Raw genomic sequence first — 17,883 nt, forward strand, 5'->3', positions numbered from 1 at the left:
GCGCATCGGGAAGTGCGCCGTTGACCGGGCGAAGGGAGAATGCGCTCCGTGATCGTCGACTGCGCCGTCTACCGGCACGGGCACCGCAGCGAGGGGCCCTCGGATCTGTCCGACGCGCTCGCCGGGGCACGGGCCGCCGGCGGCTTCGTGTGGATCGGCCTGCACGAGCCCTCCGAGCAGGAGTTCGACCTGGTCACCCAGGAGTTCGGGCTGCATCCGCTGGCCGTGGAGGACGCCCTCAAGGCACATCAGCGGCCCAAGCTGGAGGTGTACGACGACTCGCTGTTCATGGTGCTGAAACCGGTGGTGTACGAACCCGAGAGCGACGCGGTCTCGGCCGGGGAGGTGATGGTCTTCGTCGGTGAGAGTTTCGTGGTGACGGTGCGCCACGGGGAGGGTTCGCCGCTGGCGGCCGTGCGGCAGCGGCTGGAGCGGGAGCCGGAGATGCTGGACAAGGGCCCCACCGCCGTGCTGTACGCGATCGCCGACGCCACCGTGGACCACTATCTGGAGGTGGCGACGGAGCTGCAGAACGACCTGGACGAGCTGGAGGCGGAGGTGTTCCGGCCGGACACCGGCGGTTCCCGCAACACCGCGTCCCGGATCTACACCTTCAAGCGGCAGATCCTGGAGTTCCGCCGGGCGACCGGCCCGCTGGCGCTGCCGCTGACCCGGCTGGCCGGCAACGGCCCGCTGGGCAACTCGGTGCCGTTCGTGCACGACGACTCCCGGCCCTTCTTCCGGGACGTGGGCGATCACCTCACGCGCGTGAACGAGTCCGTGGAGGCCCTGGACCGGCTGGTCTCGGACATTCTGTCGGCGCATCTGGCGCAGATGAGCGTCCGGCAGAACGACGACATGCGGAAGATCTCCGCGTGGGCGGCGATGGCGGCGGTGCCCACGATGATCGCGGGGATCTACGGCATGAACTTCGACCACATGCCCGAGCTGCACTGGCTGTGGTCGTACCCGGCGGTGATCGTGCTGATGGCCGCGCTGGAGGTGCTGTTGTACCGGCTGTTCAAGCGGCGCGGGTGGTTGTGAGCGGGGGCAAGCCGTGCGGGTGGCTGTGAGCGGGGGCAAGCGGCACGGCGGATGGTGAACACGGTTCACATGACATGTCGCTATGGGCTCGGTTCACGCTGCTTCGGGTGCGGGGGCCGGGGCGCTGCCGAGGGCGTCGCGGCGCTCGGGCATACGGAGGGCGGCCATGCGGTGCCGGCCGACGAGGCGTTCCCAGGCGTACGTGGCGTGGATGCCGGCCGCGAGCAGCGCCCGTTTCGGCTTCGGCCAGCCCAGAATGCGGCCCATGTGCGCCATGACGGAGAGGCTGACGTCCCGGTGGACGCGGATCTCGGCGAGCGCGTAGGCGCGCAGCGTGCGCAGGATCAGCCGGCCGTGCCCGGCGGCGGCCAGGCGCAGCAGTTCCTCGTGGGCGTAGGCGAGGTGATTGTCCTCGTCGCCCGCGATCACATGGAGGGCCTTGCCGATCTCCGGGTGGTCGCCGAAGTACCGGCTCAGCAGTGCCATCTGGTCGGCGGCGCGCTGCTCGGTGACCCGGCTGTGCGCGAGGTAGACGACGATGTCCCGCACGGTGAGCGGCTCGTCCCGGCGGAGCCGGTCGTGGGCGAGGCCGATGCCGCGCCGTTCCAGGAGCATGGTGTAGTCGGTCTCCGGCGGGACCGGTACGGGGGCGAGGCCGCGCTTTCTCAGCAACGCCAGGAAGATGCGGCCGTGCTTGTCCTCGTCGGCGCCGTGCCGGGCGATCTTCGGGGCGAGCGCGCGTTCCCCGTCCGGGACCAGCGCGGCGATCCGGCCGTTCTCCCAGCCGCCCTGGGACTCCCCGCCGGCGGCGATGGAGCAGAAGAGCCGGAAGGACTCGTCGTGGTCGAGGATCTCCTGGAACAGACTCCTGGCCGACAGCATCGCAGCACCTCTCCGCTCCACAGGGTTCCGCGGGCCTCCCGGGGGCTCCGGTGGCTTCCGGGGTGCCAGTGGCTTCGAAGGCTCGCGAAAACGAGTCAAATGCGGGCATAAGGGGGGCGCAACAGGGCCGTCGGCCGAATCGGCCGAACGAAGGACCGTGAAAGGCGCGAAGAAGACGGGAAAGAAGGGCGCCGAGGGTCGTAACCGCGCGGCGCCGGGGGCGTTGTTCCCCGTGACGGCCGTGGCGGGGAAGACCCCCGAGCCCCCACCACGGCCGTGGAAATCCCCCGCCAGGGCTTCGCTCAGGCCAGCCCGGCGCGCTCCAGGGCCTCGCTGCCGGCCCGCAGGGAGGCGAGCCGCTCCTCGAGCGTGAAGCCGGCCGGGGCCAGGCTGAGGGTGGTGACCCCGGCGGCGGCGTAGGCCTTCATCCGGTCGGCGATCCGGTCGACGGAGCCCAGCAGAGTGGTCCGGTCGATGAGGTCCTGCGGGATCGCGGCGGCGGCGCCCTGCTTGTCCCCGGACAGATACTTCCGCTGGATCTCGGCGGCCTCCTTCTCGTAGCCCATGCGCTGGGCCAGCTGGTTGTAGAAGTTCTGCTTCGCGCTGCCCATGCCGCCGACGTACAGCGCGGTGTACGGGCGGAAGGTGTCGGCGAGCCGGGCCACGTCCTTGTCGTCGCCGAGGGCGATCGGCAGGGTCGGGCACACGTCGAACCCGTCGAGCGTCAGCCCCGCCTTCTCCCGCCCGGCGCGCAGGTGCTTGACCGTGGTCTCCTCCAGGTGCTCGGCGGAGGGGAAGATCAGCAGCGCTCCGTCCGCGATCTCGCCGGTCTGCTCCAGGTTCTTCGGGCCGATGGCGGCGATGTAGAGCGGGATGTGCTCGCGCTGCGGGTGCACGGTCAGCTTGAGGGGCTTGCCGGGGCCGCCGGGCAGCGGCAGCGTCCAGTGCTCGCCCTCGAACGTCAGCCGCTCCCGGGTCATCGCCTTGCGCACGATCTCCACGTACTCGCGGGTGCGGGCCAGCGGCTTGTCGAACTTCACGCCGTACCAGCCCTCGGAGACCTGCGGGCCGGAGACGCCGAGACCGAGCCGGAACCGGCCGCCGGAGAGCGAGTCGAGCGTGGCCGCGGTCATCGCCGTCATCGCGGGCTGGCGGGCCGGGATCTGGAAGATGGCCGAGCCGACGTCGATGCGCTCGGTCTGCGCGGCGACCCAGCTGAGCACGGTGGCCGCGTCGGAGCCGTACGCCTCGGCGGCCCAGCACACCGCGTAGCCCAGCCGGTCGGCCTCCTGTGCCACGGCCAGGTTGTCGCCGTCCATTCCGGCACCCCAGTACCCGAGGTTGATCCCGAGCTGCATGCGCGATTCCCCTTACCCGTGAGTAACGTGCTTGTGGGGCAGACCTTAGCGCGGGGACGGGGTGGGGCGGCAGGGCGGCGGCGGACGGGCGGAGGGCCCGGGTGCGCCGCGGGAGACGGAACGCGGGAGTCGTCCCCTTCGGGGGTGGTTATCCACAGGCAACCCATCGCACCGGTTCTGGCCAGTAATCTCGCCCGCATGGAGCAGAGGCATCTCGGCCGTACCGGCCTGCGCGTGTCCCGGATCGGACTCGGCACCCTCACCTGGGGGCGGGACACCGACGAGCACGACGCCGCTGACATGCTGAAGACGTTCTGGGAGGCCGGCGGCACCCTCGTCGACACCGCCGACGTGTACGGCGACGGGGAGGCGGAGTATCTGCTCGGGCGGCTCATGGACGGGCTGGTGCCGCGACGGGATCTGGTCATCTCCACCAAGGCCGGCAGCGTGCCCGACCCCGAGCGCCGCTTCGACGGTTCCCGGGGCCATCTGCTCGCCGCGCTCGACGCCTCCCTGGCCCGCCTCGGCACGGAGTACGTCGACCTGTGGCACATCCACGCCTACGACCCCGGGACCCCGCTGGAGGAGACGCTCCAGGCCCTCGACCTGGCGGTGAGCAGCGGCCGGGCCCGGTACGCCGGTGTCTCCAACTTCTGCGGCTGGCAGCTGGCCAAGGCGGCCACCTGGCAGCTCGCGGCGCCGGGCACCCGCACCCGGCTGGCCAGTACCCAGATGGAGTACTCGCTGCTCCAGCGCGGTGTGGAGCGGGAGGTGCTGCCGGCCGCGCTCGACCTCGGCGTGGGCCTGCTGCCGTCCTCGCCGCTCGGCCGGGGCGTGCTGACCGGGAAGTACCGGCACGCCACTCCGCCGGATTCGCGCGGTGCCTCCGAGGACCTCGCGCCGTTCGTCGAGCCGTATCTGGACGACACCGCGACCCGCATCGTGGACGCGGTGACGACGGCGGCCGACGGGCTCGCGGTCACTCCGCTCCAGGTGGCGCTGGCGTGGGTGCGGGACCGGCCCGGGGTGGCCGCGCCGATCGTCGGCGCGCGCACCGCGCAGCAGCTCACGGCGGCGTTGTCAGTGGAGGCCCTTAGTCTTCCTGACGAGATCTGCCGGGCGCTGGACGATGTGTCGGCGCCCGTGCACCGCTATCCCGATCACGACTGGAGCACGCTGTGAGCACGGAGCCGGAGACCACGGAGGAAGCCGGGCCGGGGACGCCGGACACCCGTGAGGTACGGGAGGGGGGCGCCGACGGGAGCACCGACGCGGGTACGGAGGGGCGTACCGAGGGGAGCGTCGCGGCCGGCGGGGCCGAGGGGGCGGAAGGCGTCGGTGCGTCGGAGGATGCCGGTGCCGCCGGGGAGCCCGGTGCCGCCGGGGAGCCCGGTGCCTCCGAGGACGCCGGTGCCTCCGAGGACGCCGGTGCCGCTGAGGGCGAGGGTTCCCCGGAGGGTGCCGAGGGTGTCGCCGGGGAGGGTGCGGGCGGCGCGGGTGAGTTGTCCGAGGCGGAGGCCGAGCTGGCCGCGCAGCGGATCGAGCGGGAGCGGATCGAGCGGCGCAAGGCCGAGAAGGGGGGCCCCATCGCCGCCGGAGCCAAGCTCAGCGGCAAGGCGGCCGACCTGCTCGCGGCGGTACGGGCGGTGGAGAGCGGCGAGAAGCCGCCGGCCACGGTGTTCACCGAGCCGGCCCCGGCACCGCGTCGCCCCGCCCCGGAACCGGTGCGGCGGCCCCAGCCCGCCCCCTCCCCCGTCACGCCCACCGCCCCCGCACCGGAGGCCGTCGACGCCGTGCGCCGGGTACTGGCCGAGGGCGGCGCGCCGGACACCCTGGCCCCCCAGGTGGCCGCGGTGCTCGGCGAGGACGCCGGCACCACGCTCCGGGAGGACCCCTGGCAGCTGCTCCGGGTCGGCGGGGTGCGGCCGGAGCAGGCCGACGGTTTCGCGCGGGCGTTGCTCGGGCCGGACTGCGGCCCGGACGACGCGCGGCGCGGCCGGGCGGTGACGGTCTGGCTGCTGGAGCAGGCGGCCGTGGCCGGGCACACCGCCCTGGAGCTGCCCACGCTCACCGCGGCACTCGGCCGGCAGGGCGTGCCGGACCCCGACGCGGCGGTGCAGGACGCGCTCGCCGAGGGTGAGGCGCTGGTGTTCCAGGACGCCCTGGAGGAGCCCGGCGCGCCCGCGCCCCAGGACACCGACGAGGAGCAGGAGCGGCCGGTCCGGGTCCTGGTCGGTCTCGAGCGGTACGCCTTGGCCGAGGAGAGCCTCGCCGACGGCCTGGCCCGGCTGGCCAACTCCGGGCCCGAGGACGCCGGGCAGGCGTGGGAGGCGGTCACGGCCGGGCTGTCCGGCGGTGCGGCCGAGCTGGCCCGCGCGGTGGCGGGACACGGCCTGGTACTGCACACCGGCGGCGAGGCGGCCCGCGCGGAACCGGCCGCGCTGCTCGGCGCCGCGCGCGCGGCGGGCCTGCGGGCCTACGCCGCCTGCCACACCCCGAACGGCCGCAGCCACCTGACGGCATACCTGGCAGCGGCCTCCGGGCGGGCGGGAGAAGCCACGGGACGGCCGACGGCAGATCCGGCACGACAGGGAGAGGCCACGGGACGGCCGGCCGGACACCCGGCCCAGCCGGGTGTGGAGCCCGGTGCTCATGGGGTCGTCACCGTTTCCGGGCTGCTGGCCGGGGCCGAAGGGCCCGGGCGGGACGCCGACGGGGCTCTGGAGGTCGATCTGCTGATCGTGCTGGACGCACCGCAGCTCGATGTGGAGAGCGCCGCGATGCTGGTGGAGTCGTTGCCCGACGGGGCGCGACTGGTGCTCAGCGGCGACCCCGGGGTGTTGTGGTCGGCCGGGCCGGGCCGGGTCTTCGCCGACCTGCTCGCGGCCCGGGTCTGCCCCCAGACCGTCTCGCGCGTCCCGGACCCCGGCCCGCTGGGCGAGCTGGTCTCCGGCATCGGCGTCGGCGAGCTGAACCAGGTCGCCGCCCCCGGCAAGGAGATCGTCATCGTGCCGGTGCGGGACGCGGGCGAGGCGGTGCACCGGACGGTGCAGCTGGTCGCGGACTCGGTACCGCGGGCGATCGGCGTCCCGGCCGACCAGACCGTGGTGATCACCCCGGGCCACGGCGGAGCCGCGGGCACCCGCGCCCTCAACTCCGCGCTGAAGCAGCGCCTCAACCCCGGTCCCGGCCGGTTCGGCGGCTTCGACCCCGGTGACCGGATCGTCCACTCCCCCGCGCCGGGGCGTACGGTGCCGGGCGTGGTGGTGAACGCCGACGCCGACGGGCTGCACCTGTCGTGTGCCGGCGCCCACGTCGTCGTACCGCGCGAGCGGGTGGAGGGCAGCGTCCGGCACGGCTGGGCGCTCACGGCGCACCAGGCGGTGGGCGCCCGCTGGCCGGCGGCGGTCGTGGTGCTGCCCGGCGACGCGGCGCAGGCGCTCAGCCGGCCGTGGGTGTACACGGCGTTCGGCCGGGCGGAACGGCACCTGTCCGTGGTGCACGGCGTGGAGCAGGCCCTGCCGAGGGCGGTCGCGGAGGTCCCGGCCAAGCCCCGCACCACCCGCCTGGGGACCCTGCTGCGCACGCAGGTGCCGGCGAGCTGACCCCGCCCTCCCGGACGCCTCGGCGACGGGAGGGCGGGAATCCGGCGGTGCCGTACGGGCCGGGCCCGTACGGCACCGCCGGGCCCAGTCTCACTTGTCGGCGTCGAGCGGCTCCAGCTCCTCGTCGTCGTCCCCGACGAAGTCCAGCTCGTCCTCGTCCTCGTCGTCGGAGGCGTCGTCGTCGAAGACGGCGCTCACGTCGAAGCGGCACACCACCGCTTGCGGATCGATGTGCTCGAACGGCGCCGCCAGCCACTCCCCGGCCTCGGGTGGTTCCTCCGCCGCCGTGACCCACAGGGTGGAGTCGCCCTCCTCCAGGCCGAACTCCTTGTGCCGGGAGGCGATCTCGTCCGGTTCGAACTCGCCGAACAGGATCCCCAGCGCGCCGGGGACGCTCCTGGCGGCCTCGTCCTCGTCCCCGCCGTCGTCGTACTCCGCCGCCTCGACCCGCTGGGCCTGGGCCAGCAGCCGCTGGGGTTCCGCCACGGTGTAGTCGCGGCGGATCAGCACACTGATCGCATGGGGCTCCCCGGGCCCGGCGTACGGCGGCAGCGTGTCCTCGGCGCCGGGGATCTCGAAGGGCGTGACCTCGTCGTAACGGTCGTAGAGCAGCTCGTCGTACACCTCGGCGGCTGCGGCCAGCTGGTTGAACGCCTCGGAGACGGCCGGGTCGTCCTCTCCCGACCTGCGTTCGATCGCAGCCAGATGACGGTCGAGCGCGGTCTTGACCGCCTCGGCGGCGGCGCGTACCTCGGCAGCGGTGGGCTGCGCAGCATCAGACATAGTGCAGACGCTATCCGTACCGGGCACCAGCCCGCACAATAGATGCGATGCCGGAATACGAATTTGTCGACGTGTACGTACCTCGCGGGGTCTCCCGCAAGGAGGCGACGCGTCTGCTGACGGACCATGCCGAGTACGGACACTGGGAGTTGGACCGACTGAGTCTGTTGCGCGACGGCAGTCGCAAGGTGCGGCTGCGCCGGCGGATCATCCGCCAGGTGCGAGCCACATGGTGAGCCCGGCGCCGGTGCCGGGCACGTACGGAGCGGGCCCCGCCGGCATGGCAGGGCCCGCTCCGTTTTCCGTTCACCGCCGTGCGGTCACCCAGTCCTGGTCACCGCGGTGCGGTCACCGCGCGGCCCGGGCCTTGCGGTAGAGAACCGTACCGGCGAGCAGCGCGCCGGCGCCGGCCGGCAGCGCGATGCCGAGCGGCACGTCACCGCCGGTGTGCGCGAGTTGACCGACGGTCTGCGGCTGGAGGGGGCGGTCCGCCTCCGCCGTGGCCTGGGACCCGCCGCGGGGACCGGGGCCGTGCTGGGCCGGCGGGGTGCCGGGCCCGGGGTGGCCGGGGTGGCCGGGCTTACCGGGGTCGCCTGGCTTACCCGGCTGGCCAGGGTGTCCCGGCCGGCCCGGCTTCCCCGGGTTCCCGGGCTCCGCCGGATGCCCCGGTTCCCCTGGGCGGCCCGGACCTGGCGGTTCTCCCGGCCCTCCCGGCTTCCCGGGCGGGTTGTCGTATCCCCCGTCGTCGGCGCAGCCGTTGCCCGTCGTGGCGTTGCCCACACCGATGACGTCGACGCTGTTGCCGCACACGTTCACCGGGACGTCGACCGGCACCTGCACCGTGTTGCCGGATCCGACGCCCGGCGAGCCGCCGGTGTGGCCGTCCGCGCGCGAGCCGCCGGAGCCGCTGCCCGCGGAACCGCCCGGCCGGCTCCCCGAAGTGCCGCCGTGGTGCGCGCACTTGTTCCCCGCCGACGGGTTGAGCAGCCCGACGACGTTCACGGTGTTGCCGCAGATGTTCACCGGAGCGTGCACCGGTGCCTGCACCGTGTTGCCGGACAGTACGCCCGGTGAGCCCCCGGCGGCGCCCCTGGCGCCCGAGTCGGCGTGTGCGTAGCCGCTCGCGGCGGCGATCACGCCGGTCGCGGCGGCCATGGTCATCAGACCTTTGCGCGTGCCCTCACGCATGCTGGATTCCCCCCTGCCTTCCGTGCTTTCGTTCTTCCGAAAAGCCGGTCGGCCCCGGAGCGCGTGGCGCGCGCTCCGGGGCCGACGGCTCGTAAAGGACGCCCCTCAGGGAGCCTGCGTCACTTGTTGATGCAGACGTTTCCGAAGGCGGGGTTCAGGACGCCGACCACGTCGATCGTGTTGCCACACACGTTCACCGGGACGTGGATGGGCGCCTGGATGACGTTGCCGGACACGACACCCGGGGAGTGCAGGGCGGCACCCTGGGCACCGGAGTCGGCGACGGCGAGGCCCGCACCCGCGAGAACCAGACCACCGGTGGCGGCCGCAGCTGCGACGACCTTCTTGATCATTCTTCCTCCTAGTTGGCAATGCGACCCCAAGGCGCGGGATCACATCAGATGCAACGAGGAGGAACTAATGAAGCTACGAACTGATCGTCGCATTCACCCGTCTCAGCGCGTCTCGTACGACTGCCCGAATAGCGCGGCGGGCGCTCCGGCCGGGGAGGGCGCGGGGCGCGGTCTTACGACGCGTCGATGAACCGGTCGAGCACCCGCACGCCGAACTGGAGCCCGTCGACCGGCACCCGCTCGTCCACGCCGTGGAACATGCCGGCGAAGTCCAGCTCCGGCGGCAGCTTCAGCGGGGCGAAGCCGAAGCCGCGGATGCCGAGGTCGTCGAAGGACTTGGCGTCGGTGCCGCCGGAGAGCATGTACGGGATCGCCTTGGCGGTCGGGTCCTCGGCGAGCAGCGCGGACTGCATGGCCGCCACCAGGGGGCCGTCGAAGCCGGTCTCCAGCGCCTTGTCGGAGTGCACGTCCTCGCGGCGGACGTTCGGGCCGAGCAGCCGGTCGAGGTCGGCGAGGAACTCCTCCTCGTGACCGGGCAGGAACCGTCCGTCGATGTGGGCGGTGGCCTCGCCCGGGATGACGTTGACCTTGTAGCCGGCGTTGAGCTGGGTGGGGTTGGCGGTGTTGCTCAGGGTCGCGCCGATCAGCTTGGCGATGCCGCCGAGCTTGGCGATGGTGGCCTCCATGTCCTCCGGGTCCAGCTCGGTGCCGAGCGCGTCGCCCAGCTCGTCGAGGAAGGCCCGGGTGGTCTTGGTGACCCGCACCGGGAACTTGTGCCGGCCGACCCGGGCCACCGCCTCCGACAGCTCGGTGATGGCGTTGTCACGGTGGATCATCGATCCGTGCCCGGCGGTGCCGGCCACGGTCAGCTTCATCCAGTGCATGCCCTTCTCGGCCGTCTGGATCAGATAGAGCCGCCGCTGGTCGTCGACGGTGAAGGAGAAGCCGCCGACCTCGCTGATGGCCTCGGTGACGCCCTCGAACAGCTCGGGGTGGTGGTCGACCAGGTAGCGGGCGCCGTACGTGCCGCCCGCCTCCTCGTCGGCGAGGAAGGCGACCACGATGTCCCGCGGGGGACGGCGCCCGCTGCGCAGCCGGTCGCGGACGACCGCCAGCGTCATGGCGTCCATGTCCTTCATGTCGACGGCGCCGCGTCCCCATACGCAGCCGTCGGCGATCTCCCCGGAGAACGGGTCGTGGGTCCAGTCGACCGCGTTGGCCGGTACGACGTCCAGGTGGCCGTGGATGAGCAGCGCGGGCCGGGACGGGTCCTCGCCCTCGATCCGGGCCACCGTGGAGGCGCGGCCGGGGTGCGACTCGTAGATCTTCGGCTCCAGCCCGACCTCGGCGAGCTTCTCGGCGACCCATTCCGCGGCCTTGCGCTCGCCGGGGCCGGAGTGGTCGCCGTAGTTGCTGGTGTCGAACCGGATCAGCTCGCGGCAGAGGTCCGCGACCTCGTCCTCGCCGGTGACGGTCCCGGCCCTGCCCGTCTCGCTCACGATGCTTCCTCCCGCTGTCACTGCCGATGGTCCCCCTCATCCTCTCTCCGGCCCCGCCCCGCGCCCAAGACCGGGCCCCGCCTGTGACACGCCGTTCACGCCCGACCGGGGCCGGGGCCGGGGGGTGATCGGACACCCCCGAAAGCCTGGTAATGTTTCCTTCGTCGCCGCGAGGGAAACCCCGCCGAAAGGGAAGATCTCGTACGACAGACACCTGGTCCGGGTGGCGGAATGGCAGACGCGCTAGCTTGAGGTGCTAGTGCCCTTTATCGGGCGTGGGGGTTCAAGTCCCCCCTCGGACACCAGCAGAGACCCCAGTTCACCTGGGGTTTTTCTGTTTCTCCGACGGTGGCGTGACCAACCACGTGTCACCCCGGTCCCTTGCAGGGGTGTACGACCCGAACGGCGCGGGAGCCATCGTGTTCGCCGTCCGGCTCACCCGTAGCCACCGGTCCCCCGCTCGGCGCCCCAGGGTGACACCGAGGAAGCCCCACGCCGGCGGCCCCGTGCAGGTGAGGCGCAGTGCGCGTGGGGTGGTTTTTAGACTGGGGGGTGTGGGCCGGGTCAATGACGAGGTCGAGGCGTTGTTGCGGGAGTACGCCGATCTCCTCGCGATCACCGGAGGGGACGCGTTCAAGGCGCGTGCCTATGAGAAGGCGGCGCGGGCGATCGGCGGGCATCCGGCGGACGTCTCCGCGCTGGAGCCGGACGCGCTGCGGGAGATCCCGAACGTGGGGCGGTCGATCGCCGACAAAGTGGCCGAGTATCTGCGCACGGGCCGGATCGCCGTGGTCGAGGAGCGCCGGTCGAAGATCCCCGCGGGAGTGCGGGAGCTGATCACGATCCCGACGCTCGGGCCGAAGAAGGCGCTGCGGCTCTACGAGGACCTGCGCATCTCGTCGGTGGACGAGCTGGCCGCGGCCATCGAGGCGGACGCGCTGGCGGACCTGAAGGGGTTCGGGGAGAAGACGCAGGAGAACATCCGGCACGGCATCGAGCTGCTCCGGCGGGCGGGCGGCCGGGTGCCGCTGTCGCCGGCGCTGGACACCGCCGAGGAGATCGTCGCCGAGCTGTCCGGGGTGACGGGCTGCCGGCGCTGTGCGTACGCCGGTTCGCTGCGCCGGATGCGGGAGACCGTCGGCGATCTGGACGTGCTGGTGGCGGCGGAGCGGTCGGCCCCGTTCATGGACGCGCTGTGCGCGCTGCCGGCCACCGCGGAGGTCGTGGCGCGGGGCACGAAGAAGACCTCGGTGCGCACCGGCAAGGGGCTCCAGGTCGATCTGCGGGTGGTGCCGCCTCAGTCGTGGGGCGCGGCGATGCAGTACTTCACCGGTTCCAAGGCGCACAACATCCGCATCCGGACCATCGCCGGGCACCAGGGGCTGAAGCTCTCCGAGTACGGCCTGTTCGACACCGGCAACGGGGAGCCGGTCGCCTCCCGCACCGAGGAGGAGGTGTACGCGCGGCTCGGCCTGCCGTGGATCGCGCCGCCGCTGCGCGAGGACCGCGGGGAGATCGAGGCGGCGCTGCGCGGCGAGCTGCCCGAGGTGGTGACCGGGCGGGACATCCGCGGCGACCTGCACACGCACACCGATCTCACGGACGGTCTGGCCTCGCTGGAGGCGATGGTCGACGCCGCCGCCGAGCGCGGTTACGCCTACTTCGCGGTCACCGATCACGCGCCCGACCTGTACATGCAGCGCATGACGGACGAGAAGATCCTCGCCCAGCGGGAGCGGCTGCGGGAGCTGGACGGCACCCGTGGCCGGACGCGGCTGCTGCACGGCACGGAGCTGAACATCGGGCCGGACGGGGAGGTGGACTGGCCGGCGGAGTTCCTGGCGGGGTTCGATCTGTGCGTGGCCTCGCTGCACTCCCACTTCGACCTGGGCCGTACGGCGATGACCCGTCGGCTGGTACGGGCCTGCGAGAACCCGTACGTCAATGTCATCGGGCATCCGACCACCCGGCTGATCGGCAGGCGGCCGGGGGTGGACGCCGACTGGGACGAGGTGTTCGCCGTGTGCGCGCGGACCGGTACCGCGCTGGAGGTCAACGCACAGCCGGACCGGCTGGACCTGCGCGACGAGGACATCCTGCGGGCCAGGGAGCACGGGGTGCGGTTCGCCGTGAACACCGACGCCCACTCCGTGCCGCACCTCGGCCAGATGCGCTACGGCGTGGCCACCGCGCAGCGCGGCTGGCTGACCAGGGACGAGGTGATCAACACCTGGCCGCTGACCCGGCTGCGCGCCTTTCTACGCAAGGGCGGGCGGCGGTCCTGAGGGCGCACGGGCGGGCTGCGGTCCCGAGGGGCGGTTCTCCGTCGCGCCGACGGCCGGTTTCACCCGCTCCCGCGGCCGGTCTCAGTGCAGGGGCCGTACCGTGAGCGTGCCGTCGGGTCCGTGGTCGACGCGGGTGGCGTGGCGGCGGGCGTGGGTGTCCAGGACGTCGCGCAGCCAGGCGGTGTCGGCGGCGCTCGCGTGCTCCAGGCGCATCCGGCGGGCCCGCAGCGGCACCAGTCGCGCCCCGGTCAGCCGGCCGGTGCCGGGCTCGGCCGACACCAGGTACAGCAGCCGCAGGTCGTCGCGGTAGCTCTCGTAGCCGCCGATGCCCTCGTAGTCGTCGACGAGGTCGCCGCAGCCGTACAGGACGAGCCGGTCCCGGTAGATCTCCGGCGGGCGCGGGTGGTGCGAGGAGTGGCCGTGGACGATGTCGGCGCCCGCGTCGACGAGGGCGTGGGCGAAGCGGACCTCGTCGCGGGTGACGGTGTAGCCCCAGTTGGGCCCCCAGTGGACGGAGGCGACGACGATGTCCCCGGGCCGGCGGTACTGCCGCAGGCGGTCGGCGAAGTCCAGGGCGGCGGCCGTGGTCGGCCCGGCGGCGAGGGCGACGCCGGGGCGTTCGGCGGTGGCGGCCCAGCCGTGCGGGATGCCGCTGGAGGGCATGCCGAAGGCGAGGACCAGGAGGCGTCCGCCGGTGCGCAGCGGGACGGCCGCGGGCCGCCACGCGGCGGTCGCGTCGGGGCCGGCGCCGGCGGTGCGCAGTCCGGCGGCGGCGAGGGAGTCCAGGGTGTCGGCGAGGCCGGCGGGGCCGAAGTCGAGGACGTGGTTGTTGGCGAGGACGCAGACGTCGGGGCGGGCGGCGGCGAGGCAGGGCAGGTTGGCCGGGTGCATCCGGTAGTGGACGGCCTTGCCGGGGGCGAAGTCGCCGTCGGAGGTGACGGCCGTCTCCAGGTTGATCACCCGGGCGTCGGGCGCGGCGCGCTCCAGGACGGGCAGGGCCTCGCCCCAGGGCCAGGCGGGGTCCACGGGCCGGGGCACCGGGCCGTTCACGGCCTCGGCCAGGGCGATGTAGTCCCGGGCGTCGTGGACGTGGTCCTCCCGCAGGGCCGGGTCGGCCGGGTGCGCGAGGATCTGGTCGATGCCCCGGCCGAGCATGACGTCCCCGGCCAGGAACAGGGTGACGGGCCCCTCGGGCATGGTCCCTGCCCGACCCTCCGGCACGGTCGCCTCCTCACGCCCGGGCATGGCCTCCGCCCAGCCGTCCGGCACAGGCGCCACCTGCCCCCCGGGCACGGCCCCGCCCAGCCCTCCGACATGGGCGCCACCCGGCCTCCGGGCACAGCCCGCCAACATGGTCTCCGCCTACACGTGCGCGGGTGCCATGTGGTCGGTGAACCAGGCGCACGCCAGCTCGGTGACCCGCTCCAGGGTGCCGGGCTCCTCGAAGAGGTGGGTGGCGCGGGGGACGACCGCCAGCCGGTTCTCGCAGCGCAGCCGGGCCTGCGCGTCCCGGTTGAGGTCGAGCACCATCGGGTCGGCGCCGCCGACGATGAGCAGGGTGGGTGCCGTCACCTCGGGCAGCCGGGCCCCGGCGAGGTCGGGCCGGCCGCCGCGGGAGACGACGGCGGCGGGCCGCGCGGCGGGGTCGGCGGCGGCCCACAGGGCGGCCGCGGCACCGGTGCTGGCGCCGAAGTAGCCGATGGCGAGCCCCTCGGTGTCGGGTTCCTCGCGCAGCCAGGCGGTGGCGTCCAGCAGCCGGCCGGCCAGCAGCGCGATGTCGAAGACGTTGCCCCGGTCGGCCTCCTCCGCGTCGGTGAGCAGGTCGAACAGCAGGGTGCCGAGCCCGGCGCGGTGCAGTCCTTCGGCGACGAACCGGTTGCGCGGGCTGTGCCGGCTGCTGCCGCTGCCGTGGGCGAAGACGACGATGCCGGTGGCGCCGTCGGGCACGGTGAGCCGTCCGCCGAGCCGGACGGCTCCGGCGGTCACGGTGACCTCCCGGGCGCCGGACGCGGCGCCCGCGGTGTGCCGGTGGCGCTCGGCGGCGCGCCGCAGGCAGGCGGTGACCTCCTCGTCCTCGACCTGGGTGAAGTCGGTGTAGAACTGGCCGACGGCGGCGAAGTCCCAGGGGGTGTGCAGGCACACCAGGTCGTCGGCGTCCTCGCCGAGGCGGCGGGTGAAGTCGCGGGGGGCGACCGGGACGGCCAGCACGATGCGGGCCGCGCCCCGGGCGCGGGCGACGCGGCAGGCGACCCGGGCGGTGGAGCCGGTGGCGACGCCGTCGTCCACCACGACGGCGGTCCGGCCGGCGACCGGGGCCGGGGTGGTGGCGCCCCGGTAGCGCGCGCCACGTTCGGCGAGGACGCGGCGTTCTCGGTACTCGACCGCCGCGAGGTCGTCCGGGCCGACGCCGGTGGTGCGCAGCACTTCCTGGTTGATCACGCGGACGCCGTCCTCGCCGATCGCCCCCATGCCCAGCTCGGGTTGGTAGGGCACGCCGAGTTTGCGTACCAGGAGGACGTCCAGGGGCGCGTCGAGCGCCTCGGCGACGGCCGCGGCGACCGGTACGCCGCCCCGGGACAGTCCGAGCACCACCACGTCCTGGCCCCTGAGGTACTCCAGACGCTGCCCCAGCAGCCGGCCGGCTTCCGGACGGTTCGCGAAACGCACGGCGGCACTCCTTCCTTCACTCGCGGGGCAGCCAGAGCGGCGCCGGGCCGTCCGTGTCGGCCGCTCCGGTGGCCTTCATGTCGCCGTCGGCGGCGCGCAGCAGCATGCGGCCCATGGCGATCAGGGCGCGCCCGGCGGCCAGTTCGTCGCCGATCTCGGGCATCGCCCGGTCGCTGGGGCTGCGGCGGGCCCCGGCGTGGCTCTCCAGGACGTTGTCCCCGGTGTCCAGGACGATCCGGGCCGTGGTGTCCGGATCGTGCTCGGACAGGTAGACGTTCAGCCGCCATTCCTTGACGGCGGGAGGCCGGCTGCTCACGGGTCCGGTCATCCTCGACCTCACCTCCCTGTGTGCCGGTGTGCGGTCCGGCTCTTCCACTGTGCACCCGGCCCCTGCCGGGCGCCTCCCCTGCCCCGGGCACAATGGGCGCCATGACCTCGCGCACCTGCCCCTGCGGGCTCCCCCAGTCGTACGACGCCTGCTGCGGCCGCTTCCACGCGGGGCGGGCCGTCGCGCCGACCGCGGAGCTGCTGATGCGCTCGCGGTACAGCGCGTTCGTGAAGGGGGACACGGCGTATCTGCTGCGCACCTGGCATCCGCGGACCCGGCCGGAGCGGCTGGACCTCGACCCGGGGATGAAGTGGACGGGGCTCGAGATCCTGGACACGGCCGACGGGTCGGCGTTCCACACCACGGGCACGGTGGAGTTCCGCGCCTCCTACCGGGGCGGCGCGCTGCGCGAGCGGAGCCGGTTCGAGCGGGTGGCCGGCGCGTGGGTGTACGTGGACGGGGAGTTCCCGCAGGACTAGTCGGACCCACGACGCGCCGGCGCTCAGGGGGCCAGGATGTCCAGTTCCTGGAGGGCGCCCGCGGTGATCTCCCGGGTCAGTTCCTCGGCGCGGACCGCGTCCCGGGCCCGGACCGCCTCGGCGAGCCGCACGTGCAGGGTGACGGCGGCCGGGTCGGGGTCCTCGAACATGACCTCGTGCCGGGTGCGGCCGGACAGCACCTCCGCGACGACATCGCCGAGGCGGGCGAACATCTCGTTGCCGGAGGCGTTGAGGATGACCCGGTGGAAGGACACGTCGTGGAACAGGTACTCCTCGAGCCGGTGGCCGCGTGAGTTGGCCACCATGCCGAGGGCGCAGCGGGTGAGTTCGGCGCACTGCTCGGCCGTGGCGTGCTGGGCGGCCAGGCCCGCCGCGACGGGTTCGACGGCGGAGCGCAGCACGGTGAGCGAGCGCAGCTGGTGCGGGCGGTCGGCGCCGGCCAGCCGCCAGCGGATGACCTGCGGGTCGTAGACGTTCCACTCGGCCTTGGGGCGCACCGTGACGCCCACCCGGCGGCGGGACTCGACCAGGTGCATGGACTCCAGCACGCGGACCGCCTCGCGCATCACCGAGCGGGACACCTCGAAGTGCTGTGCCAGCTCGTCGGTCCGCAGAACGCTGCCCGGCGGGTACTCGCCGGACGTGATCGCGGGGCCGAGGGTGTCCAGTACATGGCCGTGCAGCCCCCGGCCCCGTGTGCTCATGCACTCAGCGTACGGCGTGGATCACAGCCATAAAAAGTCAGACTTATACATCACACTCTCTTGAATTCGTCGTACCTAATGGGTTTCAGTGTGGCGACGCCGCAGTGGCGTCGGATGTCGAGGAAGACAGCGAGGCAGTAATGCGAACCCCCCAGGTCGTCGTCGTGATGGGCGTCGCGGGGACGGGCAAGACCACCATCGGTCCCTTGCTCGCCGCGCGGCTGGGCGTCCCGTACGCCGAGGGCGACGACTTCCACCCGCAGGCCAACATCGACAAGATGTCGGCCGGGATCCCGCTCGACGACGCCGACCGCTGGCCGTGGCTGGACGCCATCGGGCACTGGGCGCACGGCAGGGCCGGACTGGGCGGAGTGGTCAGCAGCTCCGCGCTGAAGCGGGTCTACCGCGACCGGCTGCGGGCCGTGGCGCCCGGGATCGTGTTCCTCCACCTGACGGGCGACCGCCGGCTGATCGAGGAACGGATGTCCCAGCGCCAGGGCCACTTCATGCCGACCGCGCTGCTGGACTCCCAGTTCGCCACGCTCCAGCCGCTCCAGCCGGACGAGGCGGGAGTCGCCGTGGACGTCAGCGGCGGCCCCGAGGAGATCACCGAGCGGGCCGTGCAGGCCCTCGCGGCGCTTCCCGACACCGCGGGCAGCTCTCACTAGCGCCCCCGAAATCCCCCGT

The 17,883-nt window shown here is 73.4% G+C and carries 17 protein-coding genes and 1 tRNA gene; 8 read left to right on the top strand and 10 right to left on the bottom strand.

Annotation, left to right across the window (positions count from 1 at the left end; translation table 11 throughout):
• Positions 1–48 precede the first annotated feature (48 nt).
• A complete protein-coding gene (corA, locus tag HB370_RS09540) occupies positions 49–1,044 on the top strand; it encodes a magnesium/cobalt transporter CorA (RefSeq protein ID WP_030781404.1) in 996 nt (331 codons plus the stop codon).
• Between the two features lie 93 nt (positions 1,045–1,137).
• Here corA and HB370_RS09545 read toward each other — a convergent pair whose 3' ends face one another.
• Positions 1,138–1,926 carry a hypothetical protein gene (locus tag HB370_RS09545; protein ID WP_030781407.1) on the bottom strand — a complete coding sequence of 263 codons (789 nt, stop codon included), beginning with the start codon at positions 1,924–1,926 and terminating at the stop codon, positions 1,138–1,140.
• Between the two features lie 302 nt (positions 1,927–2,228).
• The gene (locus HB370_RS09550) at positions 2,229–3,284 is read right to left on the bottom strand and encodes an LLM class F420-dependent oxidoreductase (RefSeq protein WP_030781410.1); all 1,056 of its coding nucleotides are present in this window, start codon (positions 3,282–3,284) and stop codon (positions 2,229–2,231) included.
• Between the two features lie 198 nt (positions 3,285–3,482).
• On the opposite strand from HB370_RS09550, the gene HB370_RS09555 reads away from it, so the two are divergent.
• Together HB370_RS09555 and HB370_RS09560 are read left to right on the top strand one after the other, a co-directional pair.
• Positions 3,483–4,466: an aldo/keto reductase gene (locus HB370_RS09555; RefSeq protein WP_030608389.1), complete on the top strand. Its 984-nt coding sequence runs from the start codon at positions 3,483–3,485 to the stop codon at positions 4,464–4,466.
• The gene (locus tag HB370_RS09560; RefSeq protein WP_030781413.1) at positions 4,463–6,889 is read left to right on the top strand and encodes a helix-hairpin-helix domain-containing protein; all 2,427 of its coding nucleotides are present in this window, start codon (positions 4,463–4,465) and stop codon (positions 6,887–6,889) included. Before HB370_RS09555 ends, HB370_RS09560 begins: the two co-directional genes overlap by 4 nt.
• A 90-nt stretch (positions 6,890–6,979) precedes the next feature.
• Here the strand turns inward: HB370_RS09560 and HB370_RS09565 are convergent, their stop codons facing one another.
• Complete coding sequence (locus tag HB370_RS09565) at positions 6,980–7,672, bottom strand: hypothetical protein (protein ID WP_030781417.1); 693 nt, start codon at positions 7,670–7,672, stop codon at positions 6,980–6,982.
• 47 nt (positions 7,673–7,719) lie between these two features.
• Between HB370_RS09565 and HB370_RS09570 the strand changes: the two genes are divergently transcribed.
• Positions 7,720–7,908, top strand: coding sequence for a DUF5703 family protein (locus tag HB370_RS09570; protein WP_043407302.1), 189 nt, complete (start codon positions 7,720–7,722; stop codon positions 7,906–7,908).
• Between the two features lie 112 nt (positions 7,909–8,020).
• On the opposite strand, the gene HB370_RS09575 is transcribed toward HB370_RS09570, so the two are convergent.
• The 3 genes from HB370_RS09575 to HB370_RS09585 all read right to left on the bottom strand — a co-directional run bounded on the left by HB370_RS09575 (position 8,021) and on the right by HB370_RS09585 (position 10,712).
• Positions 8,021–8,860, bottom strand: a complete 840-nt coding sequence (locus tag HB370_RS09575) for a chaplin (protein WP_030781421.1) — start codon at positions 8,858–8,860, stop codon at positions 8,021–8,023.
• Between the two features lie 119 nt (positions 8,861–8,979).
• The gene (gene chpH / locus HB370_RS09580) at positions 8,980–9,213 is read right to left on the bottom strand and encodes a chaplin ChpH (protein ID WP_030781423.1); all 234 of its coding nucleotides are present in this window, start codon (positions 9,211–9,213) and stop codon (positions 8,980–8,982) included.
• Between the two features lie 173 nt (positions 9,214–9,386).
• Positions 9,387–10,712: a M20/M25/M40 family metallo-hydrolase gene (locus HB370_RS09585; protein ID WP_030781425.1), complete on the bottom strand. Its 1,326-nt coding sequence runs from the start codon at positions 10,710–10,712 to the stop codon at positions 9,387–9,389.
• A gap of 217 nt (positions 10,713–10,929) precedes the next feature.
• Between HB370_RS09585 and HB370_RS09590 the strand changes: the two genes are divergently transcribed.
• Both HB370_RS09590 and polX read left to right on the top strand, forming a co-directional pair.
• Positions 10,930–11,017 (top strand) — tRNA-Leu (locus tag HB370_RS09590).
• Positions 11,018–11,266: 249 nt separating this feature from the next.
• Positions 11,267–12,997, top strand: coding sequence for a DNA polymerase/3'-5' exonuclease PolX (gene polX / locus HB370_RS09595; RefSeq protein ID WP_030781428.1), 1,731 nt, complete (start codon positions 11,267–11,269; stop codon positions 12,995–12,997).
• Between the two features lie 81 nt (positions 12,998–13,078).
• On the opposite strand, the gene HB370_RS09600 is transcribed toward polX, so the two are convergent.
• The 3 genes from HB370_RS09600 to HB370_RS09610 form a co-directional block, all read right to left on the bottom strand.
• A complete protein-coding gene (locus HB370_RS09600) occupies positions 13,079–14,194 on the bottom strand; it encodes a CapA family protein (protein WP_030781431.1) in 1,116 nt (371 codons plus the stop codon).
• Positions 14,195–14,359: 165 nt separating this feature from the next.
• Positions 14,360–15,664 (bottom strand): phosphoribosyltransferase family protein, encoded by a 1,305-nt coding sequence (locus HB370_RS09605; protein ID WP_030781434.1) that lies wholly within the window; start codon positions 15,662–15,664, stop codon positions 14,360–14,362.
• A gap of 16 nt (positions 15,665–15,680) precedes the next feature.
• Entirely contained in the window at positions 15,681–15,992 is a 312-nt protein-coding gene (locus tag HB370_RS09610; RefSeq protein WP_030781438.1) for a dsRBD fold-containing protein, read from the bottom strand.
• 92 nt (positions 15,993–16,084) lie between these two features.
• Between HB370_RS09610 and HB370_RS09615 the strand changes: the two genes are divergently transcribed.
• Entirely contained in the window at positions 16,085–16,471 is a 387-nt protein-coding gene (locus HB370_RS09615) for a YchJ family protein (protein ID WP_030781441.1), read from the top strand.
• A 23-nt stretch (positions 16,472–16,494) separates the two neighbouring features.
• Here the strand turns inward: HB370_RS09615 and HB370_RS09620 are convergent, their stop codons facing one another.
• Positions 16,495–17,196, bottom strand: coding sequence for a FadR/GntR family transcriptional regulator (locus HB370_RS09620; protein ID WP_030781444.1), 702 nt, complete (start codon positions 17,194–17,196; stop codon positions 16,495–16,497).
• A gap of 140 nt (positions 17,197–17,336) precedes the next feature.
• Here HB370_RS09620 and HB370_RS09625 point away from each other — a divergent pair, with 140 nt between their 5' ends.
• Positions 17,337–17,864, top strand: coding sequence for a gluconokinase (locus tag HB370_RS09625; protein ID WP_030781446.1), 528 nt, complete (start codon positions 17,337–17,339; stop codon positions 17,862–17,864).
• Positions 17,865–17,883: the final 19 nt, after the last annotated feature.

The sequence above is a fragment of the Streptomyces sp. DSM 40868 genome, assembly GCF_011820545.1.
Lineage (GTDB): Bacteria > Actinomycetota > Actinomycetes > Streptomycetales > Streptomycetaceae > Streptomyces > Streptomyces eurythermus.